This window comes from Glutamicibacter sp. BW78 (genome assembly GCF_002332245.1).
GTDB classification, from domain to species: Bacteria; Actinomycetota; Actinomycetes; order Actinomycetales; family Micrococcaceae; genus Arthrobacter_H; species Arthrobacter_H rhombi_A.
Map to the genome: position 1 here is coordinate 45,201 of NZ_NRGU01000008.1, position 25,568 is coordinate 70,768.

Genomic DNA, 25,568 nt, shown 5'->3' on the forward strand with positions numbered 1-25,568 from the left:
GCGAGTTTTTTCTCCTCGAAACCGTCGGTAACCTTCGCAATTATTTGAAGACCATCCTTGACAGGGCCTGCAGTATCTGGTTTATTTTAGAGCGTAAATTAACTGGGTGAAGCGGATCACATCTCTGCGTGCTCCGCCGGACACCACCTAATCAGCTCGATCATCACAGATCATTTGAACGGGAGTGGAGCATGTCGAAGAAGAAGATGTTTGCGCTGGTCGCGGCATCATCAGCAGTGATGCTGATGGCCAGTGGCTGTGCATCCGGTGCGGGGAACGCAGCCGGGGCAGGGGAGGACAGCGCTTTGTCGTTCCAACTCAGCGAACCCAAGTCATTGGTGCCGCATGAGGATCCGGGCAGCCAGGTCGCCATGGCCACCTGCGCGAACCTCATGGAGGTGAACACCGAATCTCAGGAACTGGAGCCTCTGGCCGCGACATCGGTGACCAGCGATGACGCCCAGCACTGGAAGATCGAACTGCAGGACGGCTGGACGTTCCAGGACGGCGCACCGGTGACTGCCGACTCGTTCGCCAAGGCGTGGAACAAGACGGCCACTGGCTCCAACGCTTGGCAAGGTAATGGCTCCTTCACCGCCTTCGAGGGGTATAAGGATCTGAACCCTGCGGATGGATCCAAACCCAAGGCCACGGAGCTTTCCGGGGTGAAGGTCGTTGACGATCAGCATCTGGAAGTCGCACTCAACGCGCCCAATGCCGACTTCCCCAAGCTTCTGAGCACCTCGGCCCTCTGCCCCCTGCCGGAACAGGCCTTCAGCGATCCGGAGGCCTACGAGGAGAACCCCATTTCCAATGGGCCCTACCAATTCGTCTCCTGGAACCACAACGAAGAAGTCGTGCTGGAAAAATGGGACGACTTCAAGGGGGCCGACGGTTTCTCCGGCGGCGCCGACAAGCTCACCGGGCAGATCTACACGGCGGTGGACGCGGCCTACACCGACATGACGGCCGGCAACCTGGACATGATCCGCAACGTGCCAGCCACGATGGTCTCCAAGGCCAAAAGCCAGCTGGGTGAGGATTCCCTCTACGAGGTTGAAACCGGTTCCAAGCAGTACACCTTGCAGATCCCGGAGTACATCAAGGATCTGCGGGACCCGGATCTGCGCCGGGCCATCTCGATGTCCATTGACCGCGAATCCATCGCCAAGTCCCTGTTGCAGGGCTACGCCACGCCTTCGGACTCACTGGTACCACCGTCGCTGGATTCCTATGAGGAAGGCGCTTGCGACTCATGCACCTTCGACGCCGATGAGGCGAAGAAGCTCCTGGCCAAGGCTGGTGGATTCGACGGAACCCTGGTGATCGAACACAACTCGGCTTCCGACCAGCAGCTGGTGCAGGCCATCGCCAAACAGATCAAGGAAAATCTGGGCATCAAGGTCCAGCTCAAGCCGGTTTTGGGGACCGAGCTGCAGTCGCGTCGGAACAACCAGGAACTCGACGGAGCCGTTTTCGGGCTCTGGGGCTGGTCCTATAAGAGCCCTGACCAGTACCTCAGCCAGTACGAAACGGGCGGCGACGGCAACGAGACCACGGGATACTCCAATAAGGCAGTGGACAAGCTGGTCAGATCCGCACGGGCGTCGCAGAACGAAGCCACGGCAGCTAAGACGTACGCAGAGGCCGAGTCACTGATCGTCAAGGACATGCCGGCCATCCCGCTGTTCATTCCCACCGACTTCGGCTTGCACACCGAATGCGCCGATATGAAGGAAGTCCAGGGGGATCTGCAGTTCTACCGCGCGGGGTACGGCTGCTAGGTAGTGAATCATCCACGGTTCCGATGCGCCGGTGAGCAATAGACACCGGTGCATCGGACCCCGTCCCAGCACTCCCATCACACCGCGAAAGGACCATCCGCATGCTCGGCTACACCATACGCCGCATAGGGCAGATGATTCCGGTGGTCATCGGCGCCACCTTCCTGATCTACGCCTTGACCTTCCTCATGCCCGGAGACCCCATCGCGGCGTTGACCGGCGCCCGCCCCCTGCCCGAATCAACGGTGGCCCAGATTCGTCAGGCCTATCACCTGGATGACCCGTTCCTGGTGCAATACGGAAACTACATGTGGGGCCTGTTGCATGGGAACTTCGGTATTGATTTCTTCGGCCGCCCGGTTTTGGGTCTGATCTTGGAGCGTCTGCCCACGACTTTCGCCCTGGCCCTGACGGCCTGGGTTCTGAAGCTGGTCATCGGTCTGGTCATCGGCGTATACGGCGGGCTGCGGCACGGCCGTGCCGGGGACCACTTCGCCCTGATCTTCACCGTCGTCTTCCTCGGCGTTCCCGGATTCGTGATCGCCTTGGGCGCCCAGACGGTATTCGGTGTCCAATTGGGCTGGGTCGATCCGGCAGGAATCCGCGCCGGGTGGCCCATGGCCTTCATCTTGCCAGCATTGGTGATGGCCTTCGAAGCCGCTGCCGGCTTGGCACGACTGACCCGCACCTCGCTGGTGGGGGTGCTTCGGTCGGAGTACATGCGCACCGCACGGGCCAAGGGCCTTTCCCCACGACGGGTCATCTGGGGCCATGCCCTGCGCAACGCCATGATTCCCGTCGTCACCTATCTTGGACTGAGCCTGGCCGGGATGCTCGGCGGCGCAGTGATCATCGAGGCCATCTTCAACATTCCTGGCATCGGTGGGCTCATGGTGACCTCCATCAACAACAAGGAGGGGACCATCGTCGTGGGCATCGCCACGATGCTCGTGTTGGTGTATCTCCTCTTCAACCTGCTCGTGGATCTGCTCTACGGCGTCATTGATCCGAGGGTACGAGTATGAGCCAGACCACCGAGCCGACCGCTTCCGCCGTTGCCGCCGGCGAACCCGAGACCTTTCCGCCACGCCAACGCAAGAAGACGAACCACGGGCCATTATGGCTGAGACCGCGCTTCCTGATTTCCGGAACGATCGTGGTGCTGATGCTGCTCATGGCCGCCTTCCCGCAGCTCTTCGCCGGACTCGGCAGCGACCCCAACGCGAACTGCAACGTGATGGAGACGAACCAAGCGCCCAGTGCCGAACACATTTTCGGCGTCGACATCCAAGGATGCGACTACTACACGAATGTGATCTATGGTGCCCGTGCCTCGATTCTGGTGGGCATCGTGGTCACCGCGATTTCCTTCGTCGTTGCTGCCATCCTCGGAGCCTTGGCCGGCTATTTCGGAGGTTGGGTCGATGTCATCATCTCGCGGGCCTGCGATATGGCCTTTGGCCTTCCCTTCATCCTGGCTGCCATCGTGGTGCTGCAACTGTTCAGCGAACGTACCGTCTGGACGGTGATCTTCGCGCTGGCACTGTTCAACTGGCCAGGTGGCGTCCGGTTCATGCGTTCTTCCGTGATGGAGGTACGCAACCGTGAATACGTTCAGGCATCAATGCTGTTGGGCGCCAGCAAGACCCGGATCATCAAGTCCCACATCATCCCGAACTCGCTGACCCCGCTGTTGGTCCTGCAGACGCTGGGCGTCGGTGGGGTCATTTCGGCCGAAGCGGGGCTGACCTTCATCGGCATCGGCCTCACCCCGCCCTCCGTCTCCTGGGGACTGCAACTGGCTGCCGCACGCGACTACATTTCTGCGGCACCGCACCTGTTGGTCTTCCCGGCGCTGTTCCTGACAGTCACGGTGCTTGGTTTCGTGCTCTTCGGGGAAGCGCTGCGCGATGAATTCGATCCGAAAGGCAAGTAAGTGAGAACGCAACAGAGGCAAGAACCCGGCGTTTCGGAGGACGACGCGCTCCTGCGCGTCAGGGACCTCGACGTCGAATTCGATACGTCCAAGGGCATTGCCACCGCCGTCAGTGGCATGAACTTCACCGTCCAACGCGGTGAGGCGCTGGGCATTCTGGGCGAGTCAGGATCCGGAAAATCTGTCACGGCCCGTGCGGTGATGGGCATTCTGGACATGCCACCGGCCCGGGTCCCCCGCGGAGAGATCCTGCTTGAGGGTGAGGACCTGCTGACGGTCAGTGCCAGACGGCACCGTCAATTGGTCGGATCCCGGGTGTCGATGGTCTTCCAGGATGCCTTGACCGCGCTGAACCCTGTCCACCCGGTCGGACGCCAGATCGGTGAGTTGTATCGGGTACACCGCGGATATTCCCGCAAGGATGCCAAGTCGGCCGCGATTGACATGATGGACCGGGTACGAATCCCGGCCGCTGCCTCGCGGGTGAATGACTATCCCCACCAGTTCTCCGGAGGTATGCGTCAGCGCATCGTCATCGCCATGGCGCTGGCACTGGATCCCGTGCTGCTGATCGCCGATGAGCCCACGACGGCACTGGACGTCACCGTTCAGGCACAAATCCTCGAACTACTCAAGGAACAACAGGTGGAACGAAACATGGGGTTGATCCTGATCACCCATGACATCTCGGTGGTCAAGGAAGTCACCGATCAAGTGGCTGTGATGTATGCGGGACGGATCGTCGAACATGGTGCCACCGATGAGGTGCTGAGCCACCCGGGCCACCCGTACACCAGCGGGCTACGCGCATCGGTTGCCGGAGAGGAACTGAAGGGTCAACGGCTGCCAGCCATCCCCGGCACACCACCGGATTTGTTGCGCTTGCCCGATGGCTGCTCCTTCGCCAGCCGGTGTTCCTTCGCCACGGACGAATGCCTGGAAGAAATACCGCCGTTGGAATCGGTGGGCGCCGGGCGCCAGAGCGCTTGTTTCCATACCGAGGAGGTCTTGGCCCATGTCACTGCCTGAAGCAACGATCCAGAACGGTACCCCCGAGGCCGGCACCGCACCGCTGATGGAACTGCAGGGGATCAAACAGTACTATCCGGTACACCGACACCTGCCCATCGGACCCCGCAAAATCGTCAAGGCCCTGGACGGGGTGGACCTGGCGGTGCGTCCGGGAGAAACCCTGGGCGTCATCGGGGAATCGGGCTGTGGAAAATCAACGCTGGCCCGGGTCATGTCTGGTCTGGAAAAGCCCACCGAAGGGCGGGTGCTTTTCCGGGGGCAGGACATCAATGAGCTCAAGGGTGCGGAAAAGCGAGATATGCGCCGGAACATCCAACTGATCTTCCAGGACCCGTATTCCTCGCTCAACCCGCGCATGACCGTTGAAGAGCTGGTCGGCGAGCCGTTCGCCATCCATTCCGAAATTGCGCCCCGCGCCGGACGGCGGAGCAAGATCCGTGAACTCTTGGAACTGGTCGGTTTGAACCCCGATCATGCGGACCGGTATCCACATAATTTCTCCGGCGGACAGCAACAACGCATCGGCATTGCCCGTGGGATCGCGCTGAACCCCCAGATGCTCATCTGCGATGAACCGGTCTCGGCGCTAGACGTCTCAGTCCGTGCCCAGATCGTGAATCTGCTCGATACATTGCAACACGAGTTGGGCCTGAGCTACCTTTTCATCGCCCATGACCTGCAAATCGTCAGGCATATCTCCGACCGAGTCGCGACCATGTATCTGGGCAAGGTCGTCGAACTGGGCAACTACGACGACGTATATGACCACACGGGCCACCCATATACCCAGGCGCTCCTCTCCGCGGCACCCGAACTCCGCAAAAATGACGGGACGGACCGCGAACGCATCGTGTTGCAGGGGGATCCGCCGTCGCCGATCGACCCGCCGTCGGGGTGCCGGTTCCATACGCGGTGTCCACTGGCCCAGGAGATATGCGTCACGAAGGAACCAGAGCCCGTCGAAATTGCCGGTACACATGCGGCACGATGCCATTTCGCAGAAACGGTGTCGGAACGGTGAAGGCCTCCGGCAGCGCCCGCGGTGACATTTTTATCAATAGTTAAGGAGTTAGATTCGTGGATCTCAAAGTAGGGGTCGTCGGTTTCGGCCTGCGCTCAGGACTTTTCCGGCATGCCCACCGCCCTGGTGAGGGTTCGGTGGTCACCATGGTGTGCGATACCAGCGAACGGGGCCGCGCCGATGCGGCTGCCAAGCTGCCCGAAGCCACCGTGACCGCCGACCTCGATCTCTTATTGAATGCGGGGCTGGACGCGGTTCTGGTCCTCACCCCGGATCATCAACATGCAGCGGTGGCTACACGCACTCTCGAAGCAGGGATCCCCACCTTTTGTGAGAAGCCGTTGGACGTCACGCTCGAAGCTGTGGATGCCCTCCTGGAAACGGCTTTCCGGACCGGGACCAAACTGTATGTCGGACACAACATGCGCCATATGCCGGTGATTCGCCAGATGCGGGAGATCATCCAGGCGGGAACCATAGGAGAGGTCAAGGCCGTCTGGTGCCGGCACTTCGTCGGCAACGGCGGCGACTACTACTTCAAGGACTGGCATGCCGAACGGGCCAACACCACCGGCCTGCTGCTGCAAAAGGGAGCACACGACATCGATGTCATCCATTGGCTGGCCGATGCCTATACTCAGCAGGTTTCCGCGGTCGGCACCCTGGCCGTGTATGGCGACGTCGCCTCACGAAGGGATAATTCCGATCGGCGGATGGGGGACTGGTTCTCGTTGGAGAACTGGCCGCCGTCCGAACAGCAGGATCTGAACCCGGTCATCGATGTGGAAGATATCTCGATGATGAACATGGTGCTGGGCAACGGCGTGCTGGCGTCCTACCAACAGTGTCATTTCACACCCGACTATTGGCGCAACTACACAGTGATCGGCACGAACGGACGCTTGGAGAACGTCGGGGATCACGCGGGAGACCGGATCAAGGTGTGGACCAGCAGGACCCAGGGCGGCCATGTCGAGGCCGACCATGAGGTGGTCATCGCCGACGCCGATGGCGGGCATGGCGGAGCGGACCCGTTGCTGATCGGGGAGTTCCTGCGTTTCGCTAGCCAGGGCGGCCCGACGGAAACCTCCCCGGTGGCCGCCCGGGCTGCCGTGGCTGCTGGAGTCCTGGCCACCGAATCCTTACGTGGAGACGGGGGAGCACGGCAGGTTCCGCCGCTGGATGCCGAAGTGTTGAGCTATTTCGCTGCCGACCAGGAGCGGGTTGCCGGCGAATAAATACCCCCTGTGAAGGAGGCCGCATCTGTTCTAGGCTGGGAAACCGGACGAAAGGAGCACGACATGAAGAAGATCCTCATGGTCCTGACTAGCGTTTCCGAACTCGGCGATACCGGTGAGAAAACCGGATACAACGTCGCCGAGGCCGCGCATCCCTGGAAGGTGTTCGCCGATTCCGGTCACATCGTGGACTTCGCGTCCATCCAGGGCGGGCAGCCCCCGCAGGACGTGGTCGATCGGGAGGACCCCATCCAAGTGGCCTTCACCGAAAGTGAGACCACCCGTGCTGGCTTGTACAACACGGCACGGGTCGCGGTGGTCGATCCTGAACAGTACGACGGCGTCTACCTCGTGGGCGGCCACGGCACCATGTGGGACTTCCCCGACAGTGAAGGCCTGCAGAAGCTGGTGGCCGGTGTCTACGATGCCGGCGGCGTCGTCGGTGCCGTCTGCCACGGACCGGCCGGCCTGGTGAACGTTGAATTGGCCGACGGCTTCCGCCTGGTCTCGGGGCGCAAGGTGGCGGCCTTCACCAATGACGAGGAAGTCGCCGCCGGCAAGGACAAGGTCATCCCGTTCTTCCTCGCCGACCGGCTCGAAGAACAAGGGGCAACCCACGTTCAGGCCGACGTCTTCGAAGAGAAGGTCGTGGTGGACGACCGCCTGGTCACCGGCCAAAACCCGGCGTCGGCCGGCGGCGTGGCCAAGGAGATGGAAAAACTCCTGGCCGAGGTCATCCACCAGGAAAAGGCGGAAGAGGAATCCGAAGCCCAGGCGCTGCGCGAAGCCAAGGACGCGGAGAAAGCCGCCGAGAAGGCCGCCGCCGAGGAAACCGGGCACTGACACCTCGAGCTGACCTTGGGCTCTTGAAGTCGTGACCATCCGACATGGGGCGATGGCCCTCACACCCGCCGGTGTGAGGGCCATTGCCGGTTCTGCAGGCTGCGTCACTTCCGGCGAGGAGGGCGCAGGAGAATGACGGCTGTTCCCAGAAGCGTGGTGAGGACGGCCAGTGAGGATGTGAGCCACGCCTGGTACGGCTCGTGCGCACCGAATAGCGCGGGAATCGTCAAGATGAGGACCGCTGCTGCCAAGGCGAATGTGAGGATAGCTCCCGGGAACAACCAGATGATTTTATGGTTCACGGCGGCTCCTCCGAATCAGCTGGGAATGCCAAAGCTGCGCAGCATGGATTTGAGACAGATACCAGGGTCTCGATGTCAGGGCGAACGTACCATGGCCAGAAGGCCGTGACCTTGGGGTCCGGAGCATTTGCGTAGGCCAGGCAGCAGCTCCCGAGCAAGCAGCCGCCATCCTCGGAAATATGAACCGGGGCCGGATGAGGGTCCCTTCGACGATTAATGATCCTGCGTCGCTGCGGCGCGTTCGGCCATGGTCTGGCGCAGGGCGTCGGCAACCCGCATCACCGAGAGCCTTCGCAGCGACTCGGGGCGGGCCAAAAGATCGATGCGCCGCCGGTTGGCGATCCCCTCCAAGGGCAGCAACACCACCCCGTCACCCACCGAGGCGCCAGCCGTGTAGCGGGGAATGACCCCCAGGACATTTCCGGTACCGACCAATTCGGCGACGGTGGCGTAGTCGTTGATCCGGTGGACGATTTCGGGGGCACCGCCGGAGACGGCGGCGATGGCTCCCAGGATGTCTGCGGGGGAGTACCCCTCGCGGCTGACCGCCCACCGTTCACCGAGCAGGTCGGAGGGGGTCACTGCCAGATGCCCTGCCAGCCGGTGGCCGATGGGCACGGCGATATCCAGCGGCTCATGGGCCAGAGGCACCACGGAAACCTGTCGTTCGGGCCAGGGCGGGGTGTGGTCCATCCGGTGGGCCAGGACCAGATCATAGCGGGAAGTCAGCGCCGGGAAGTCGTCTTGGGCGACGTCCTCGTCGGAGAACAGCAATTGGGGTCCCTGCGCCGCCTTCAACCGGGCCAACAACGGAGCGAAGAGGGACTGCCCAACCGAGTGGAAGCCGGCGAGCGTGACCGATGCAGCGGCGTCGTTCTGGTAGTTCCCGATGGCTGCCCGGGCATCAGCCATCGAAGAGATGACGGCGGCCCCGGCGTTGGCCAGAATCCTACCGGCCTCCGTGAGGACCAAGGTCCTGCCTTCCTTGCGGGTGAGTGGGACGTCGACGCCCCGTTGAAGCAGGGTCAATTGTTGGGACACCGCTGAGGGGGTCACGAACATCGACGCCGCAACGGCACGGACACTGCCGAGATCGCCGAGCTCGCGGAGAATCTGCAACTGATGAACTTCCATTAGCTCATCCTAAATCGTCACTTCAGATAATGGCACATATTCTTAACCGTTGAAGTCGTCATCCCGGTGTCAGACTGGGGACAGAGGCGGTATTTGGTTGCCGCACCACGTACGTAGCCAGTAAGGATCCCATGAAGGCACTGTATAAATCCGGTCCGCACGAGGGCCTGGAGCTTGTTGATCGCCCCGAACCCGTCACCGGCCCGCATGAGGTTAAAATCCGTGTGGAGACCGCTGGTATCTGCGGCACCGACCTGCATATCTTGGCCTATGACGAAGCAGCACGTTCCATGATCGAGGCCCCGCTGATCCCGGGCCACGAGTTCTACGGCGAGGTCGTAGAGGTCGGGGAACTGGCGACCCACGTCCAGCTGGGCGATAAGGTCTCCGGCGAGGGGCATGTGGTCTGCGGGATGTGCCGCAATTGCCGCGCCGGTCGGCGGCAGATGTGCATCAACACCGTCTCCGTCGGCGTCCAGCGCGACGGGGCCTTCGCCGAATACGTGGTGATCCCCGAAACCAACGCCTGGGTCCACCGCGATGAATCCATCACCCCCGAACTCGGAGCCATCTTCGATCCCTTCGGCAACGCCGTCCACACGGCGTTGGCCTATCCGCTGGTGGGTGAAGACGTGCTGATCACCGGAGCCGGGCCGATTGGGCTCATGGCCGCCGAAGTCGTCCGCCATGCCGGGGCCCGCAAGATCGTCATCACCGACGTCTCTGCCGCCCGGCTCGACCTCGCCCGGAGCATGGGCATCGACCTGGCCGTGGACGTCTCAGCCAACCGGATCCGCGAGGCACAGCAGGAAATGGGCATGGTTGAAGGGTTTGATATCGGCCTGGAAATGTCGGGTCACGCCACCGCGCTGCCGGAGATGATCGACAACATGAACCATGGCGGCAAGATTGCCATGCTCGGCCTGCCCAGCAGCAGCATCGACATCAACTGGGGCAAGGTCGTCACCCATATGCTCACCCTCAAGGGCATCTACGGCCGAGAAATGTACGAGACCTGGTACGCCATGTCCGCCATGCTTGGTTCCAACGCCCAACTGCGCGAGCGGATCTCCTCCATCGTCACCGACCGGCTCCCGGCCACCGAATGGGAAGCCGGCTTCGAAGCCGCACGCGCCGGCCAAGGCGGAAAAGTCATTCTCGACTGGACCGTGTTCAACTAATCGTCCGTTCCGAAAGGAAGAACCATGTACTCCACCCTGAAGGACCAGCTCACTGCGGAACTGGCGGAAATCAGTGATGCCGGAACGTTCAAACATGAGCGCCGGATCGACTCCGCCCAGTCCAGCCACATCGCCGCCGGCGCCCTCGGCCAGCCGGCCCGCGCCGTCCTGAACTTCTGCGCCAATAACTACCTCGGCCTGGCCGATGACCCGCGGCTCATCGAGGCCGCCAAGACCGCCCTGGATGAACGCGGCCTCGGCATGGCCTCCGTGCGTTTCATCTGCGGCACCCAGGACCTGCACCTCGAGCTCGAACGCAAGGTTTCTGCCTTCATCGGCACCGAGGACACCATCTTGTTCTCCAGCTGCTTCGACGCCAACGGGGGAGTGTTCGAATCCCTCTTCGGCCCCGAAGATGCGGTGATCTCCGATGCGCTGAACCACGCCTCGATCATCGACGGGATCCGTTTGTCCAAGGCCAAACGCTTCCGCTACGCCAACCAGGATATGGGCGACCTGCGTGCCCAGCTCATCGAAGCGGCGGCCATGAACGATGGTGCCGGCCCCCGCCGTTCGGTCATCGTCACCGACGGCGTCTTCTCCATGGACGGCTTCCTGGCCCCGCTGAACGAGATCTGCGACCTCGCCGACGAATTCGGTGCCCTGGTGATGGTGGATGATTCCCATGCCGTCGGCTTCATGGGTGCCACCGGAGCCGGAACCCCGGAACATGCAGGAGTGTCCGAGCGGGTCGATATTTATACCGGAACCTTCGGCAAGGCGCTGGGCGGTGCCTCCGGTGGCTACGTTTCGGGTCGCTCGGAAATCGTGGCGATGCTGCGACAGAAGGCCAGGCCATACCTGTTCTCCAATTCCTTGGCACCGGCCATCGTCGCCGCGACGCTGAAGGCCCTGGAACTGGTCGTGGATTCCGGGGAACTGCGTACCCGCCTCTTCGAAAACGCGGCGCTGTTCCGTCGGCGGATGACCGAAGAGGGCTTCGAACTGCTCGATGGAGAACACGCGATCATCCCGGTGATGTTCGGTGATGCAGCCAAGGCGGCAGCGGTGGCCGACACGATGCTCGAACACGGGGTGTACGTCACCGCGTTCAGCTTCCCGGTGGTTCCCCGCGACGCCGCACGCATCCGCGTCCAGCTTTCGGCAGCCCACTCAGCCGAGGACGTCGAGGCCTGCGTGCAGGCGTTCATCGCCGCCCGGTAGCCGGAGCAGTACATGGGTGAAAAAAGGGGCCGATCCGCCATCGCGGATCGGCCCCTTGCCTGCTGTGGGTAAGGGACGAAACGGGCTCTTCCCAGATGAGGGTGTAGGTCGGTCGGGCGCGTCGGTCCGCAGATAGACGTCGAGGTCTCCCGACGATGGAGGTTCCTACGCCATCCATCCGAAAGACCTCGACGTGACCGACGCTACCCCGCCGGCCGGCTTCGGCCGCCCTGACCTGACCGCCTTCGCGTCTCATCCCAATCGACCATGATCGGGTCTGCTGATCCTCTCGACGAGAACGCAGCGACATCATAGCCACCCAACCCCGACCGTCTGGGAAGCCGGGGCACGTCGCATGGCCTGTGCTGCGGGCGTGTCGAGTGGGGCGTCCAGGGGCGACGCAGGAGCGTCGACGCGACGTGCTGAGAGGTGGTTCTAAGGCATGGCGATAGGTCAGGAACGGCGTCGCTCCCTGCGCAGGAGGGAGCGCAGAGTCTCGGCGTTCGCGTAGCCGACCCGTAGCGCGATCTCGGCGGAGGTGAGGTCCGTGGTTGCTGAGAGGTGCCGAGCTCGTTCGATGCGAAGCCGTTGGACGAAGCCGAGCGGAGTGAGGTTGAGCGCCGCACGGACTCGTCGTTCGAGGGTGCGCCGGCTGGTGCCGAGCGACTGCGCGACGAAGGCGACGTTGAACGGTTCGTCCAGGCGGGCGCGCACGAAGCGTTCGAACTCGACGACGATCGGGTCCTCGTGCCGGAGATGTTCGTAGGCGACGAAGGCCGCCTGCGACGGACGCTCGTCGATGATGAGGAGCTTGGCGACATGTTGGGCCAGGTCGGGGCTGATCGATCGCACGAGTGAGAGCGCGAGGTCGATGTGGGCGAAGGCGGCGCCGGCGGTGACGAGGTTCCCGTCGACCACGACCATGGTGTCGAGATCGAGGGCGACGGTCGGATAGCGCTTCAGGAACTCCGGCCCCAGGAACCAGCTGGTCGTCGCCCGCCGATGATGCATCCGTCCGGTCTCGGCGACGGCGAACACGCCGGTGCACGCCGCGGCGATCCGGGTGGTCGCCTCGTCGAGGCGCCCGAGCGAGGCGATGACCGAACGAGCATCTCGGCTCTGGAGGGCGTCGTTGGTAGCGGCGGCCGTAAGGGTTCCAAGCGCAGGGACGACGACCACGTCGAACTCTCCGGACTCCGACAGCGGGTGGTCCACCGACAGGGTCATCGATGCCGTCGTGGTCACTCGCCGTTTCGGTCCGAGGATGGCGAGTTCGATCGGGTCGATCCGCGGGTCGACATCGCCGCGGGCTCCGTCGGCCACCCGCACGATGTCGATGATCGACGCGATAGCCGAACCGAAGCAGCCGTCGATCGCGATCAGTCCGATACGCATGACGTAAACAATAGCAATACTGCCGTATACGCCACTTCTCACATGCCCTTGCTCGTCATACACTGAACTCGCTTCACCAAGAAACCTCGACACCTAGGAGAACCCCTCATGTCAACACCCGCATCACTTCCGTATGCCTTCGTCGCCAAGATCGTCGCGGCCGATGGACAGCACGACGCGCTCTCCGATCTGCTCGCCGGCGCTGTCGCGCTCGCCAACGAAGAAGTAGGAACGATTGTCTGGTTCGCGGTCAGGACCCACGCCGACACCTTCTGGATCTTCGATGCATTCCCCGACGAGGCCGCTCGCGACGCCCACGCCAACGGCGCCATCGTCGCAGCCCTGATGGCCAACCAGCACCTCCTCGGCACAGCACCCGAGATCCTGGCGGCCGACGTCCTCGCGTCCAAGCTCCCGTAGTCCGCCAACGCACGAGACGATCGCGCCCCGCCGAGCCGTCGCCAGGTCGCGACGCAACGCCACGCTGCGTTGCCGAGCGGTGCGAGGCCTATCGGCACACGGACAGGATGCCGGCCGCGAGCGCTCAGCCTGCGAGGGGTCCGTCGCAGAGGAGAGCGACGTCGGTGTCGGGCAGAGCCGTGAGGCCAGCGCATCGCGCGACCACCAGAACCGAACAGCCCCTGCCCTGCGTTTCCGCAGGTCAGGGGCTGTTCGCCGGAGCCGCCTGTCGGAATCGAACCGACGACCGAATCACGTCGGCTTTGCGTCTATCGCTTGATGCGCCCACTGGGCGAACGAGCCGCTGACCTGCGCAAACGCCGAGCGTGGGGGACGCCGCCATCCGGTGGTGACCGACGACGACCGACCAGTACCGACCGTTTCACCGGAGCTTGCGGCGGCGTCGAAGCCGAGCAAGCTCCATTCCTTTAGCTCACCGCGCCCTCCTCCTCGCCGGTCCAGTCGTCGTCGAAGACGTTTCAGGGGTCTTCTCAGATGACTGTGTAGGTCGGCCGGGCGCGTCGGTCTGCAGATAGACGTCGAGGTCTCCCGACGACGGAGGTTCCTACGCCATCCATCCGAAAGACCTCGACGTGTCCGACGCTACCCCGCCGGCCGGCTTCGGCCGCCCTGACCTGACCGCCTTCGCTCGACTCGACGGCCTCGGTCTGAGCGTGACGGGACAACGACTTGAACCGGATCGTGCGGTCCTCGCGTGCCGCGTGGTGGAACCAGATCAGTGGTGCCGACGGTGCGGCAGCGAAGGCGCTGCTCGTGACACCGTGATCCGGCGGTTGGCCCACGAGCCGCTGGGCTGGCGACCGACCGTGCTGGAAGTTGTAGTGCGCCGCTACCGCTGTGCCGACTGCGGACACGTGTGGCGCCAAGACACCAGCGCCGCGGCGGAGCCACGCGCGAAGCTCTCGCGCACCGGGCTGCGGTGGGCGCTGGAAGGGATCGTGGTCGCACACCTCACCGTCGCCCGTGTCGCCGAGGGACTCGGGGTCGCGTGGGACACCGCCAACAACGCGGTCCTGGCTGAAGGCAAGCGGCTGCTGATCAACGACCCCACGCGGTTTGAGGGCGTGAAGGTCATTGGCGTCGATGAGCACGTCTGGCGCCACACCAGGCGTGGCGACAAGTACGTCACCGTGATCATCGACCTCACCCCGGTCCGCGATGGCGCCGGCCCAGCAAGGCTGCTGGACATGGTCGAGGGCCGGTCGAAGGCGGCGTTCAAGACCTGGCTCGCCGACCGCGACGACGCCTTCCGTGACGCGGTCGAGGTGGTCGCGATGGACGGCTTCACCGGGTTCAAGACCGCCGCTGCAGAGGAGATCCCGGACGCGGTCACGGTGATGGATCCCTTCCACGTCGTGCGCCTGGCCGGTGACGCCCTCGACAGGTGCCGGCGCCGGGTCCAACTCGCGATCCACGGGCACCGTGGGTTCAGGGACGACCCGCTCTACAAGTCGCGGCGCACGCTGCACACCGGCGCGGACCTGCTCACCGACAAGCAGAGCGACAGGCTACGCGCGCTGTTCGTTGATGACGCTCACGTCGAGGTCGAGGCGACCTGGGGTGTCTACCAGCGCATGATCGCCGCCTATCGCCACGAGGACCGGCAACGTGGCCGCGAGCTCATGGAGAAGCTGAGCACCGACCTCAGCGCCGGCGTCCCCAAGGTGCTCACCGAGCTCACCACCCTGGGCCGGACCCTGAAGAAGCGAGCCGCTGACGTGCTCGCCTACTTCGAACGACCCGGCACCAGCAACGGGCCGACCGAGGCGCTCAACGGACGGCTCGAACACCTGCGCGGCTCCGCACTCGGGTTCCGCAACCTGACCAACTACATCGCCCGAAGCCTGCTCGAGACCGGCGGCTTCAGACCCCAACTCCTACACCCCCGATTGGGATGAGCCACGAAACGGGCGTGGGTGCGACCATGGACTGTCAGCGGCCACCGGAGGGCGCCCGCCAAGAGGATGCAGGAGGACGGGCGCGGCAGTTGCGCGACTCCGCTCCGGAAAGGGCGGCTGCCCTGCGCAATATCCGCGGGCAGATCGATCGGGGAGGGATGTACCGCTAGGTCGACGCGCCGGCCGGGGCCAGGACCCACTCTCAGGTGGTTTCTGAATCGGTGTCGTGTTCGTCGGCCGGGGGATCCCCGGTGGCTGCCTCGACGATGTCGGAGGCCTCTGCGGCATGCTGGGACCAGGTCTTCAACACGGTCCAGCCCACGGCGGTCAGCGGCACCGCGAGCAGCGCCCCCACGATGCCGGCCAGTACCGCCCCGGCGGCCAGCGCCAACAGGATCACTAGCCCATGGATATGGAGCACCCGCCCCATGAGCAGGGGTTGGAGCAGGTGGTGTTCGAGCTGATTCGCCCCGATCAGAACGGCCAGGACAATGAGGGCAGAGACCGGGCCATTGGAGACCAGAGCGACCAGGAAGGCCAATGTGCCGGCGAGGGTGGCTCCGATAATGGGAACGAAACCACCCAAGAAGACGAAGACGCCCAATGGCAGGGCCAATGGCACCCTGAGGATGACCAGGGCGACGCCGACGATCAGGCCGTCGATGGCCGCGATCATCGCCGTTCCGCGGACATAACCGCCCAGCACCACGGCACTGTGTTCGGCGGCGAGGTAGGCCCTGGCGCGTTGGCCTTCCGGAAGGAATCCGATGAGGAAGCCGCGGATTTTCTCTCCGTCCTTGAGGAAGAAGAACAAGATCACGGCAACGAGAACCACTCCTGCCACGGTTTCCCCGGCAACCCGCAGCCCAGAGATGGCCTCGGTGCTGAACGTCCCGCTGGAGAGGAACCCCCGGAGTTTGTCCCCGGCGGCGTTGATTTGCTGGTTGCTGAGGGCAAAGGGGCCGGTGACGAGAAACCCGTGAAGTTGTTCGACGCCGTCCACCGCACGACTCGTCAGTTCAGCGGATTGGTGCTGGATCAGTGTGACGATCCCCGTGACGACGCCGCCCATCACCGCCATGATCGTGACCAGGCAGGTCAGCACCGCCAGGATGGGTGGCCAGCGGTGTCCGATGAGCCAGCGCACCAGCGGTGCGATGGCCGAGGCCAGAATCAAGGCAATCAAAACAGGAATCAAGACCAATGGCACCCGCGTTGCCGCCCAGATGAGTACGACGGCTAAAAGGATGACCAGCAGTGTCTGGGCGGAACGGATACTGGCCCGGCCCAAGGCATCTGCCCACGGGTCTGCTGCCCCCTGGCCGGAGCCGAAAGGCCCCTGAAGTTTCCGATTGCTCTGCTGTGCAGCCATGCTGGTTCCTCTGATGGAGGGCAGGCCGGCCGGTCTGTCGATGCCTATAATCTACCGCGAGGCAGCCACCAGACCAATGGAAGATCGATCTCTTCCGTCGGCCGCGAGGAACCGTTGCCGGCTTAGCCGTGCGTGGCAGTATTCGACGGCAGGTCAGGCTCCACCGGTGCCGCATGGGCCCCCTGCGGCTTGGACGTCCCGGCCTTGCGCTGTTCACGTTTCTCGAGCCGACCTTCGACCAGTTGGTATAGCACCGGCACCAGAACCAACGTCAGGGCCGTGGAGGAGACCAATCCGCCGATGACCACGATGGCCAAGTCTTGGGAGATGAACCCGCTGGAACCGGTCACGCCCAAGGCCATCGGCGTGAGGGCGAAGATCGTCGCCAGAGCGGTCATCAGGATCGGACGCAGCCGCTGCCGGGCACCATTGACGACGGCGTCCTGGACACTCTGGCCCTGACGCCGGTATTGATTGACCAGGTCGATGAGCACGATCGCGTTGGTGACCACAATGCCGATGAGCATCAGCAAACCGATCATCGAGGCCACACCCAGCGGTTTGCCGGAGACGAGCATGAGCAGGATCGCCCCGGTCGCGGCAAACGGAATCGACACCAACAGGATCAGCGGTTGCAGCAGGGACCTGAACTCGGCCACCATCAGCAAGTAGACGATCGCAATGGCGACCAGCATGGCCAACCCCAGCTGCTTGAACGAATCCGTCTGCTGCGCGCTGACACCGCCGATTTCCACCGAGGCCCCCGGCGGCAGGTCGATGCCATCCAACGAGTCAGTGACCGCTGAGGTCACCGCTCCCAGTTCGCCCTCATCGGGGGTCAGCGAGACCGTGGCGACGAGTTGGCCACCTTGCCGGCTGACCGAGGAAGGCACGCTGGTGGGTTTGATATCTGCGAGTTCCGAGAGCTTCTTCATCCCCGAGGCGCTGGGGACCGGGGAGTTCTTGAGTTCCTTCAGCGAGGCGACCGAAGAGCCGCTGTCGACGTAGACGGAGAGGTCCTTGCCGTCGATCCTGATGCTGTCCACCGCCTGCGGATTGGCTGCGGAGGCCACGATCCCTGAGACCTGCATTTCGGTCAGCCCGGCCTGCGCGGCCTTGGTGCGGTCCACCACGACCTCGATCGTGGGCTGGTCCGTCGCAAGGTCGCTGGCGATATCCGTGGAGTGCGGGGTGTCCTTGAGGGCGGAGAGCACCTGGCCCGAGGCCTGGGTCAGTGCCGACTTATCGTCGTGAGCCTTGACGATGACGTCCACCGTGCTGCTTCCGTAGGCAGCTGCCTCACCAACTGAGATGTCCTTGCCGTCGGGCAGATCAGCCAGACGTTTTTGGATATTCGCGCTGATGTCGCTCTGGTCGCCATCGGGGTCGGTGTTCACCGTGTAGGACGCCGAACTGGCACCTCCTCCGAGCATGGCGGCTAGGCCTTCCCCGCCCACTCCCGCGGTCAGCAGGACGCTTTGGACACCCTCGGAATCCATCAGGGCTTCTTCGGTGGCCTGGGCCTGGGTGCTGATCGTCTTCAGATCGGCGCCGGTCTTGAACTGCTGGGTGACCTGCAGGCTGTTTTGGCCGGTGCTGCCCAGGAAGTCGACCTTCAATAGGGGCAGAATGCCTGCGGTCAGGACCAGGATCATCACGGCACCGACCAGCGTCCAGACCGGGTGGCGCTGGGTGCCGCGCAGGATCGGGAGGTACCCGCGCTGTAGCCGGCTTTTGCGCTCCTTGACCTCGGAAGCGGCGCGAACCTCGGCCGGGTCGACGTCATGCTGCGGTTGGCGCATGAACCAGTAGGCCAGGATCGGGACGATGGTCAGTGCCACGAACAGCGAGGAGAGCATCGCGATGGCGACGGTGAGGGCGAAGGGCCTGAACAGTTCCCCCACCACATCGCCGACCAAGGCGATAGGGAGGAAGACCATGATCGTGGTCAGCGTCGATGCGGTGATCGCCCCGGCAACCTCCTTCACCGCTGTCAGGATGGCTTGGCGTTTTTCTTCCCCATAGCCCAGATGCCGTTTGATGTTCTCGATGACCACGATCGAGTCGTCGACCACGCGACCGATGGCAATGGTCAAGGCGCCCAGGGTGAGCATGTTCAGCGAATAGCCGCCCACGTTAAGCCCAATGAAGGTGACCAGGACCGAGATCGGGATCGAAATCGCTGTGACCAGTGTCGAACGCACGGAGAGCAGGAAGACGAGGATGACGATCACCGCGAAGGCCAATCCCAACAGGCCCTCGATGGCCAGATGGTTGATCGACTGCTCGATGAACGGGGCCTGATCAAAGATCGGGGTGATGGCTGCACCTGCGCCCAAGGCATCCTTGAAGCCGTCGAGCTTGTCATTGACAGCATGGGAGATGGACACGATGTCGGCATCTGGCAGCGCGGTGACCTGGACGGAGAGGCTGGGTTCGCCGTTGGTCCGGGTGATGGATGTTTGCTTCTCGTTGGTCACCTTTACCGAAGCGACATCGCCAATGGTCTTCAGTGGCCCGCTGGCGGGGGCCGCGGGGGCGGCAGGGGCTTGGCCCGCTGCGGCATCCGAGTCCTGGCCCGGAGCGTCCTGGCCCTGGTCCGCCTGACCGGGGGCGCCCTGTCCCGGAGCGCCATCGGCACCTGCGGCCGGGCTGGGGGGCAGCAGGGGCAGTGACTTGAGGGCGTCGAGGGATTCGATGGCGTTGCCGGCCTGGACCGAAACGGATTGGTCGTCCTCGATGATGGTGCCCGCGGGAAGGGTCGTTCCATTGGCCTTCAGGGCGGAGGAGATGGCCTGCTGTCCAAGACCGGCGGCAGCCAGTTTTTTGGCGTCGGGATCGATCGTGATCCGCTGTTTCGTCTCGCCGCTGAGCTGGACGTCACGGACCCCTTCAATGCTCTGGATCTCGGGCAGGACGGCTGTTTCCAGGCTATGGCTGAGGCTTTCGGCGGAGGCATCGGAGGAAGCAGTCAACATGACCACGGGAATATCTGAGGTGCTGCCAGCCAGGATCTCGGGGTCGGCACCCTCGGGGAGCTTCGAGGAGACGGAGGCGACGGCCTCACGCAGACTCGATTCGACCTTGTCCTGGTCCAAACCGTATTCGGTGGCCACCGTGATGGTGGACACCGACGGAGCCGAGGTGGCAGAAACGGTTTCGACTCCACTGACACCCTTGACTGCTTGGGAGAGCGGCAGACTGATCTGCTCGTCGATCAACTCAGGGCTGGACCCCACGGCGGTGGTTAGGATCGTCGTCTGAGGGATGCTGATCGGCGGGATCAGCTCCTGCTTGAGTGAACCCATCGAAACGAAACCGGCCACGGCAATGATGAGCGTCAGGAGCGCGACGACAGCCCTGTTGGCGAGGCTGAGGCGGGCGAGATGGTGCACGAGGGGATCCTTCGGCAGGCAGCGGGGAAGATCAGCCGATAAGCTGTAACCAAATAAGCATAGCTTGTGGCTAAGCATTTACTGGGTGGCTACTGTGGACGACGACGAAATGAGGGGCATGGGCGAGCGCGAAGCGTTGATGGAACGCATCGAGGCACTGGAGTCGAGTGCTGATCGAATGCTTCGTGACGCCTCCCTGGAGGCGCTGCTCTCCCTGCCCCTGACCGTTCAGCAGCTCAAGGCCGCGGCGGTGGTGATCACCGCCAATGGTGATGCCACGTCCCAGCGTATTTCCGAAGTTCTTCACGTGTCGCTGGCGACGGTATCGGGGATCGTGGACCGGTTGGTCAGTCAGGGAGTCGTGGAACGGTTCCCCGATGAACGCGATGGCCGCTCACGTCGTCTGGTGGCCACCGACCATGGTCGGGAGATGCTCCAAGCGGTGATCATCGACGCCGATCGGTATCGCAAGGCGGCGATGGCCCGGCTGGCGGTCGCCGATCTGCGGGCCCTCGTCCAGGGGCTCGAAGCCCTCGCGGCAGTCGCCCTCGTCGAGGACGGCACACCGACCGCAACGGTCTAGGCCAGGTCGTGGGAAACGACGGCGAGGAAGCCTCGTCCGGAGATCTCAGGAGGAGCCGTGTCGTTGCCGATCACGGTATCGAGCCGTTCGAGCCCCAGGGGTTCGGCCTCTGGGCCGGCAGATACTGCCGCGTTGCCCTGGAGGAAGACCGCATGCTGGTCCCCGAAAACCGGGTGCGGGCGTTTCTTCGAAAGCTCCAGGATGACCACGTGGCCCCGGTGGCTGGGCCCGGTGATCAAATTGAGGTCCCTGATCGGCCCCTCAGGCAAGGTGGCGCCGGTCTGGGCGCCGCCATCAAAACGGAACGGCCGGTACTTCTGTAGTCCCTGCTCGACGCCGTCGACGGTGAGCAGCATGAACTCACCGTCGATGACGGTCAGAATCCGTTCGCAGCCCGGGAAGGCGGAGAACTCGCCCTCCCGGGCCACGTCGGCGATGCTGATGCGCCACTGCCAGTCGGGGCCGGACGCCACGGCCTCCGCGCCAGGTTCCGGCGGTGCTGCCGAACGGGCGATTTCCACCGTGGTGCCCCCGCCATTGCGCCAGCGTTCCGGGGTCAGCGACGCGAAACGGATGACGTGGGCGGGAGCGGGGATGTTCATGCACGGATCCTGACGTTAAGGGGTGTGGCGCCTACTGTAGCGCCGAGGTGGCTGCACCGTTGGCTGCCGCCAGCAGCGTACCGTCGGCGACCAGCGTGTGCACGGCCTCGATCTCGGGGGCCAGGTACCTGTCGGTCCCCGGACCGTCGACGACCTCGCGGATCGCCCGACGCACCGCGGTGACGATGGGGGAGGACTTGCCGGTGGCCAGTCCGCCATCGCGCATGTCCAGGGCGCGGGCGCTGGTGAGCAGCTCCACGGCCAGCACGCGCTGCAACCCATCGATCGAGCGGCGCAGCTTCAGACCGGCAGCCCAACCCATCGACACGTGGTCTTCCTGCATGGCCGAGCTCGGAATCGAGTCCACCGACGCCGGTACTGCCAGACGCTTGAGCTCGGAAACGATGCCGGCCTGGGTGTACTGGGCGATCATGTGGCCCGAGTCCACCCCCGGATCATCGGCCAGGAAGGCGTTGAGGCCGTGGCTGCGGGATTTGTCCAGGAACCTATCGGTCCGGCGCTCCGAAATGGAGGCCAGATCGGCCACGGCGATGGCCAGGAAGTCCAGGACGTAGCCGACCGGGGCCCCATGGAAGTTGCCGTTGGACTCCACCCGGCCGTCGGTGGTGACCACCGGGTTGTCGATGGCCGAGGCCAGCTCCAATTCCGCCACGGATTCGGCGTGGGCCAGGGTGGCACGCACGGCGCCATGGACCTGCGGTGCGCAACGCAGTGAATAGGCGTCCTGTACTCGGGTGAAGGCGTGTGAACCTTCCTTCTGCTCGGCAATGAGCGTTGACCCCGAGAGCACGGCACGCATATTTGCCGCGGAGGCGATCTGCCCCGGATGCGGGCGCAGGGCATGTAGATCGGGGGCGAAGACATCATCGGTGCCCAGCAGGCCCTCGATGCTCATCGCTGCGGATAAATCGGCGGTGGCGACCAGGCGGTGCAGATCCTCGGCGGCCATCAACAGCATGCCCAGCATTCCGTCGGTGCCGTTGATCAGCGCCAGGCCTTCCTTTTCGGCCAAGACGACCGGTTCGATGCCCGCCGCGGCCAGTGCCTCGGCGGCTTCGACGAGCTCGCCGGCGGCATTGCGGACCTTGCCCTCGCCCATCACGGCCAAGGCGCAGTGGGACAGCGGAGCCAGATCCCCGGAGCAGCCCAGCGAACCGTATTCTCCGACGATCGGGGTGATTCCGGCATTGAGCACCGCGGCGTAGGCGCTGGCGACCTCCGGACGCACTCCGGTGCGTCCGGTGGTCATGGTGTGCAGGCGATTGAGCATCAGGCCGCGCACGACCTCACGATCGACCTCGGCGCCGGAGGAGGCGGCATGGGAGCGGATCAAGGAGCGCTGCAACTGGGCGCGCAACTCAACAGGGATCTGCTTGGTGGCCAAGGCGCCGAAGCCGGTGGAAACCCCGTAATGCGGTCGCGTATCGGTGACCAGTGCGTCGATCACCCGACGTGATGCGGCCATGGCGGATAACGATTCCTCGGAGATCTCCACCCGGGCGTCATGGCGGGCGACCTGCACGACGTCCTGCGGCGCCAGCGGCGCTGGGCTCAGGCTGATGTTCTCTGCCATGGGGTATTCCTCTCGTTGGGTGCCTCCCGGCCAGAAGGCTTGCCAAGTGGTGATATTCACGTTTCAATAAGTGAAACGTAAATTTTGTCTGGTGGCAAGACAGCCGACTGTCGAAACCATCTCGGGGTAGCGAAATAGGAGGAGATATGGCCGAACCGTCCACCCGCACGGTGGAGCGGGCCTTGCACCTGCTCGGTTCCGTCTGCGAGGCAGGGCATATCAGCCTTGCCGAGGCCGCCCGGCAGACCGGGCTCTCGGCATCCACTGCCCTGCGGTTGCTGCGCACGTTGGAATCCAGCGGGTTCGTCCGCCGTGAACCAGAAGCCGGTTACCGGCCGGGAATGCGGATCGTCCAACTCGGCGCGCAGGCGCTGAGCCACGAATCCCTGGTCTCGCTGGCCATGGAATCCCTCCGCCATCTGGTGGCCGCCACGGGGGAGTCCGCCTACCTCAGCGTCCCCTCGGTGGGCGGTACGGCCGCCCAACACAGCATCTACATCGCCGTGGAGGAAGGGACACATTCGGTGCGTCATACCTCCTGGGTCGGACGCAGTGTTCCGCTCGAGGGCAGTGCTGTCGGCGCAGTCCTGAAGGGCAAGACCCCTGCTACCGGGTACGTCGTCGTGGACCGCGGCGTCGAAAAGGACGTGACGGCGATCGCCGCCCCCATCACCGTGGGCCGCGGCGACGAAACACGGGTCATCGCCGCGCTGTCGGTGATTGCGCCGTCGTACCGGATGGACGCCGACCTGATCGCCCAGATCGGCCGCCAAGTCGCTGCCGAAGCCCACACCGTCCTCACCACCCACCAACTTGATACCGAAGCCGGCGAAGACGCCGGCAGCAAGGAGCAGACGGCATGAGCCAGTCATTCACCCAACACGATCCCTCCCGCAGCATCCGTGCCTCCCGCGGAACCCAGCTCACCGCCAAGTCATGGCAGACCGAGGCGCCGCTGCGCATGCTGATGAACAACCTGGACCCCGAGGTCGCCGAACGGCCCGAGGACCTGGTGGTCTACGGAGGCACGGGGCGGGCAGCACGCTCCTGGGAAGCCTACGACGCGATCACCCGCACCCTGGAGACCCTGGAGGACAACGAGACCCTGTTGGTCCAGTCAGGAAAGCCCGTCGGCGTGTTCACCACCAATAAGTGGGCCCCACGCGTGTTGATCGCCAACTCGAACCTGGTCGGGGACTGGGCCACCTGGCCCGAGTTCCGCAAGCTGGAGGCCGAAGGCCTGATGATGTACGGGCAAATGACCGCCGGTTCCTGGATCTACATCGGTACCCAGGGCATCCTGCAGGGCACCTACGAGACCTTCGGCGCCATCGCGCGCAAGCTCACCGGTGACGAGGACGGCACACTGGCCGGAACGCTGACGCTCACCGGCGGCTGCGGAGGCATGGGCGGGGCCCAGCCCCTGGCCGTGACGCTCAATGGCGGCGCTTGCCTGATCGTCGATGTCTCCGAGGAACGCCTGCGCCGCCGCGAAGGCAAACGCTACCTCGACGAGGTCGAAACCGATCTCGACACCGCGCTGGCCAAGGTCCTGACCGCCAAGGCCGAAAAGCGTGCGCTCTCCGTGGGCTACGTCGGCAACGCAGCGGACGTCTTCCCCGAACTGCTGCGCCGCCACCAGTCAGGGGACATCACGGTCGATATCGTCACCGACCAGACCTCCGCCCACGACCCGCTGTCCTACCTGCCGGTGGAACACACCCTGGACCAGTGGGACGCCGAGGCGCAGGCCGACCCGATCGGTTTCACCAAGAAGGCCCAGGAATCCATGGCAGCCCAGGTGGAGGCGATGGTCGGCTTCCAGGACGCCGGCGCCGAGGTCTTCGACTACGGCAACTCCATCCGCGACGAGGCCCGCCAGGGTGGCTTCGCCCGGGCCTTCGCCTTCCCCGGTTTCGTTCCGGCCTACATCCGCCCGCTCTTCTGCGAGGGGCTGGGCCCGTTCCGTTGGGTTGCCCTCTCCGGGGATCCCGAGGACATCCGCGTCACCGACGAGGCGTTGAAGGAACTCTTCCCGGACAACGCCCACCTGCACCGCTGGCTTGACGCCGCCGCTGAACATGTCGAATTCGAAGGCCTGCCCGCGCGCATCTGCTGGCTCGGCTACGGAGACCGCGCCAAGGCCGGCCTGCTGTTCAACCGCCTCGTCGCCGAAGGCAAGGTCTCAGCGCCCATCGTCATCGGCCGCGACCACCTCGACGCCGGCTCGGTGGCCAGCCCCTACCGCGAAACCGAAGCCATGGCCGACGGCTCCGACGCCATCGCCGACTGGCCGCTGCTCAACGCCCTGACCGCAGCATCCTCGGGCGCCACGTGGGTTTCCATCCACCACGGTGGTGGTGTCGGCATCGGGCGCTCCATCCACGCCGGTCAGGTCTCCGTCGCCGACGGCACCGAACTGGCCGCCGCCAAACTCGAAGCATTGCTGACCAACGACCCGGGCATGGGTGTCATCCGCCACGTCGACGCCGGCTACGACCGTGCGTCCGAGGTCGCTGCCGAACGCGGCGTGCGCATCCCGATGGCGGAATAG

The 25,568-nt window shown here is 64.2% G+C and carries 22 protein-coding genes; 15 read left to right on the forward strand and 7 right to left on the reverse strand.

Annotated features, from left to right (window positions below):
- The first annotated feature begins 191 nt into the window (after positions 1-191).
- The 7 genes from CIK75_RS01015 to CIK75_RS01045 all read left to right on the forward strand — a co-directional run bounded on the left by CIK75_RS01015 (position 192) and on the right by CIK75_RS01045 (position 7,854).
- The gene (locus CIK75_RS01015) at positions 192-1,784 is read left to right on the forward strand and encodes an ABC transporter substrate-binding protein (protein ID WP_096222953.1); all 1,593 of its coding nucleotides are present in this window, start codon (positions 192-194) and stop codon (positions 1,782-1,784) included.
- Between the two features lie 101 nt (positions 1,785-1,885).
- The gene (locus CIK75_RS01020) at positions 1,886-2,809 is read left to right on the forward strand and encodes an ABC transporter permease (protein ID WP_086994818.1); all 924 of its coding nucleotides are present in this window, start codon (positions 1,886-1,888) and stop codon (positions 2,807-2,809) included.
- Entirely contained in the window at positions 2,806-3,720 is a 915-nt protein-coding gene (locus CIK75_RS01025) for an ABC transporter permease (RefSeq protein ID WP_096222954.1), read from the forward strand. The genes CIK75_RS01020 and CIK75_RS01025 overlap by 4 nt, the downstream gene beginning before the upstream one ends.
- Positions 3,721-4,749, forward strand: a complete 1,029-nt coding sequence (locus tag CIK75_RS01030; protein ID WP_241895179.1) for an ABC transporter ATP-binding protein — start codon at positions 3,721-3,723, stop codon at positions 4,747-4,749.
- Positions 4,736-5,773, forward strand: a complete 1,038-nt coding sequence (locus tag CIK75_RS01035) for a dipeptide ABC transporter ATP-binding protein (protein ID WP_096222955.1) — start codon at positions 4,736-4,738, stop codon at positions 5,771-5,773. Before CIK75_RS01030 ends, CIK75_RS01035 begins: the two co-directional genes overlap by 14 nt.
- A gap of 56 nt (positions 5,774-5,829) precedes the next feature.
- Positions 5,830-7,011: a Gfo/Idh/MocA family oxidoreductase gene (locus tag CIK75_RS01040; RefSeq protein ID WP_096222956.1), complete on the forward strand. Its 1,182-nt coding sequence runs from the start codon at positions 5,830-5,832 to the stop codon at positions 7,009-7,011.
- 63 nt (positions 7,012-7,074) lie between these two features.
- A complete protein-coding gene (locus tag CIK75_RS01045) occupies positions 7,075-7,854 on the forward strand; it encodes a type 1 glutamine amidotransferase domain-containing protein (protein WP_086994806.1) in 780 nt (259 codons plus the stop codon).
- 104 nt (positions 7,855-7,958) lie between these two features.
- Here the strand turns inward: CIK75_RS01045 and CIK75_RS01050 are convergent, their stop codons facing one another.
- Positions 7,959-8,156, reverse strand: coding sequence for a hypothetical protein (locus CIK75_RS01050; RefSeq protein WP_086994803.1), 198 nt, complete (start codon positions 8,154-8,156; stop codon positions 7,959-7,961).
- Between the two features lie 213 nt (positions 8,157-8,369).
- Positions 8,370-9,290 (reverse strand): LysR family transcriptional regulator, encoded by a 921-nt coding sequence (locus CIK75_RS01055; protein WP_096222957.1) that lies wholly within the window; start codon positions 9,288-9,290, stop codon positions 8,370-8,372.
- 131 nt (positions 9,291-9,421) lie between these two features.
- Here CIK75_RS01055 and tdh point away from each other — a divergent pair, with 131 nt between their 5' ends.
- Both tdh and CIK75_RS01065 read left to right on the forward strand, forming a co-directional pair.
- Entirely contained in the window at positions 9,422-10,471 is a 1,050-nt protein-coding gene (tdh, locus tag CIK75_RS01060; RefSeq protein WP_096222958.1) for an L-threonine 3-dehydrogenase, read from the forward strand.
- 24 nt (positions 10,472-10,495) lie between these two features.
- Complete coding sequence (locus CIK75_RS01065) at positions 10,496-11,695, forward strand: glycine C-acetyltransferase (RefSeq protein ID WP_096222959.1); 1,200 nt, start codon at positions 10,496-10,498, stop codon at positions 11,693-11,695.
- Positions 11,696-12,148: 453 nt separating this feature from the next.
- On the opposite strand, the gene CIK75_RS01075 is transcribed toward CIK75_RS01065, so the two are convergent.
- Positions 12,149-13,090 carry a helix-turn-helix domain-containing protein gene (locus tag CIK75_RS01075; RefSeq protein WP_096222961.1) on the reverse strand — a complete coding sequence of 314 codons (942 nt, stop codon included), beginning with the start codon at positions 13,088-13,090 and terminating at the stop codon, positions 12,149-12,151.
- Positions 13,091-13,198: 108 nt separating this feature from the next.
- Between CIK75_RS01075 and CIK75_RS01080 the strand changes: the two genes are divergently transcribed.
- From CIK75_RS01080 to CIK75_RS16400, 3 genes are all read left to right on the forward strand, one after another.
- Positions 13,199-13,510, forward strand: coding sequence for an antibiotic biosynthesis monooxygenase (locus CIK75_RS01080; RefSeq protein ID WP_096222962.1), 312 nt, complete (start codon positions 13,199-13,201; stop codon positions 13,508-13,510).
- Between the two features lie 632 nt (positions 13,511-14,142).
- Entirely contained in the window at positions 14,143-15,468 is a 1,326-nt protein-coding gene (locus CIK75_RS01085) for an ISL3-like element ISPfr2 family transposase (protein ID WP_096222963.1), read from the forward strand.
- Positions 15,465-15,638 (forward strand): hypothetical protein, encoded by a 174-nt coding sequence (locus CIK75_RS16400; protein ID WP_206745466.1) that lies wholly within the window; start codon positions 15,465-15,467, stop codon positions 15,636-15,638. The genes CIK75_RS01085 and CIK75_RS16400 overlap by 4 nt, the downstream gene beginning before the upstream one ends.
- A 32-nt stretch (positions 15,639-15,670) precedes the next feature.
- On the opposite strand, the gene CIK75_RS01090 is transcribed toward CIK75_RS16400, so the two are convergent.
- Positions 15,671-16,840 carry an AI-2E family transporter gene (locus tag CIK75_RS01090; protein ID WP_096222964.1) on the reverse strand — a complete coding sequence of 390 codons (1,170 nt, stop codon included), beginning with the start codon at positions 16,838-16,840 and terminating at the stop codon, positions 15,671-15,673.
- Positions 16,841-16,962: 122 nt separating this feature from the next.
- Complete coding sequence (locus tag CIK75_RS01095) at positions 16,963-20,235, reverse strand: efflux RND transporter permease subunit (protein ID WP_158225845.1); 3,273 nt, start codon at positions 20,233-20,235, stop codon at positions 16,963-16,965.
- Positions 20,236-20,320: 85 nt separating this feature from the next.
- On the opposite strand from CIK75_RS01095, the gene CIK75_RS01100 reads away from it, so the two are divergent.
- Positions 20,321-20,818: a MarR family transcriptional regulator gene (locus tag CIK75_RS01100; protein WP_143413230.1), complete on the forward strand. Its 498-nt coding sequence runs from the start codon at positions 20,321-20,323 to the stop codon at positions 20,816-20,818.
- Here the strand turns inward: CIK75_RS01100 and CIK75_RS01105 are convergent.
- Positions 20,815-21,420, reverse strand: a complete 606-nt coding sequence (locus tag CIK75_RS01105) for a HutD family protein (RefSeq protein ID WP_096222967.1) — start codon at positions 21,418-21,420, stop codon at positions 20,815-20,817. The genes CIK75_RS01100 and CIK75_RS01105 overlap by 4 nt on opposite strands.
- A 31-nt stretch (positions 21,421-21,451) precedes the next feature.
- Positions 21,452-23,014: a histidine ammonia-lyase gene (gene hutH, locus CIK75_RS01110; RefSeq protein WP_086994782.1), complete on the reverse strand. Its 1,563-nt coding sequence runs from the start codon at positions 23,012-23,014 to the stop codon at positions 21,452-21,454.
- Between the two features lie 146 nt (positions 23,015-23,160).
- On the opposite strand from hutH, the gene CIK75_RS01115 reads away from it, so the two are divergent.
- Together CIK75_RS01115 and CIK75_RS01120 are read left to right on the forward strand one after the other, a co-directional pair.
- Positions 23,161-23,877, forward strand: coding sequence for an IclR family transcriptional regulator (locus CIK75_RS01115; protein ID WP_086994779.1), 717 nt, complete (start codon positions 23,161-23,163; stop codon positions 23,875-23,877).
- Complete coding sequence (locus CIK75_RS01120) at positions 23,874-25,568, forward strand: urocanate hydratase (RefSeq protein ID WP_096222968.1); 1,695 nt, start codon at positions 23,874-23,876, stop codon at positions 25,566-25,568. Before CIK75_RS01115 ends, CIK75_RS01120 begins: the two co-directional genes overlap by 4 nt.

Bases quoted from the DNA above. Each gene is read 5' to 3' on its own strand.
- CIK75_RS01025 (WP_096222954.1), top strand. From the start codon at position 2,806: ATGAGCCAGACCACCGAGCCGACCGCTTCCGCCGTTGCCGCCGGCGAA.
- hutH (WP_086994782.1), bottom strand. From the start codon at position 23,014: ATGGCAGAGAACATCAGCCTGAGCCCAGCGCCGCTGGCGCCGCAGGAC.
- CIK75_RS01115 (WP_086994779.1), top strand. From the start codon at position 23,161: ATGGCCGAACCGTCCACCCGCACGGTGGAGCGGGCCTTGCACCTGCTC.
- CIK75_RS01045 (WP_086994806.1), top strand. From the start codon at position 7,075: ATGAAGAAGATCCTCATGGTCCTGACTAGCGTTTCCGAACTCGGCGAT.
- CIK75_RS01020 (WP_086994818.1), top strand. From the start codon at position 1,886: ATGCTCGGCTACACCATACGCCGCATAGGGCAGATGATTCCGGTGGTC.
- CIK75_RS01015 (WP_096222953.1), top strand. From the start codon at position 192: ATGTCGAAGAAGAAGATGTTTGCGCTGGTCGCGGCATCATCAGCAGTG.
- CIK75_RS01105 (WP_096222967.1), bottom strand. From the start codon at position 21,420: ATGAACATCCCCGCTCCCGCCCACGTCATCCGTTTCGCGTCGCTGACC.
- tdh (WP_096222958.1), top strand. From the start codon at position 9,422: ATGAAGGCACTGTATAAATCCGGTCCGCACGAGGGCCTGGAGCTTGTT.
- CIK75_RS01120 (WP_096222968.1), top strand. From the start codon at position 23,874: ATGAGCCAGTCATTCACCCAACACGATCCCTCCCGCAGCATCCGTGCC.
- CIK75_RS01090 (WP_096222964.1), bottom strand. From the start codon at position 16,840: ATGGCTGCACAGCAGAGCAATCGGAAACTTCAGGGGCCTTTCGGCTCC.
- CIK75_RS01035 (WP_096222955.1), top strand. From the start codon at position 4,736: ATGTCACTGCCTGAAGCAACGATCCAGAACGGTACCCCCGAGGCCGGC.
- CIK75_RS16400 (WP_206745466.1), top strand. From the start codon at position 15,465: ATGAGCCACGAAACGGGCGTGGGTGCGACCATGGACTGTCAGCGGCCA.
- CIK75_RS01065 (WP_096222959.1), top strand. From the start codon at position 10,496: ATGTACTCCACCCTGAAGGACCAGCTCACTGCGGAACTGGCGGAAATC.
- CIK75_RS01075 (WP_096222961.1), bottom strand. From the start codon at position 13,090: ATGCGTATCGGACTGATCGCGATCGACGGCTGCTTCGGTTCGGCTATC.
- CIK75_RS01080 (WP_096222962.1), top strand. From the start codon at position 13,199: ATGTCAACACCCGCATCACTTCCGTATGCCTTCGTCGCCAAGATCGTC.
- CIK75_RS01055 (WP_096222957.1), bottom strand. From the start codon at position 9,290: ATGGAAGTTCATCAGTTGCAGATTCTCCGCGAGCTCGGCGATCTCGGC.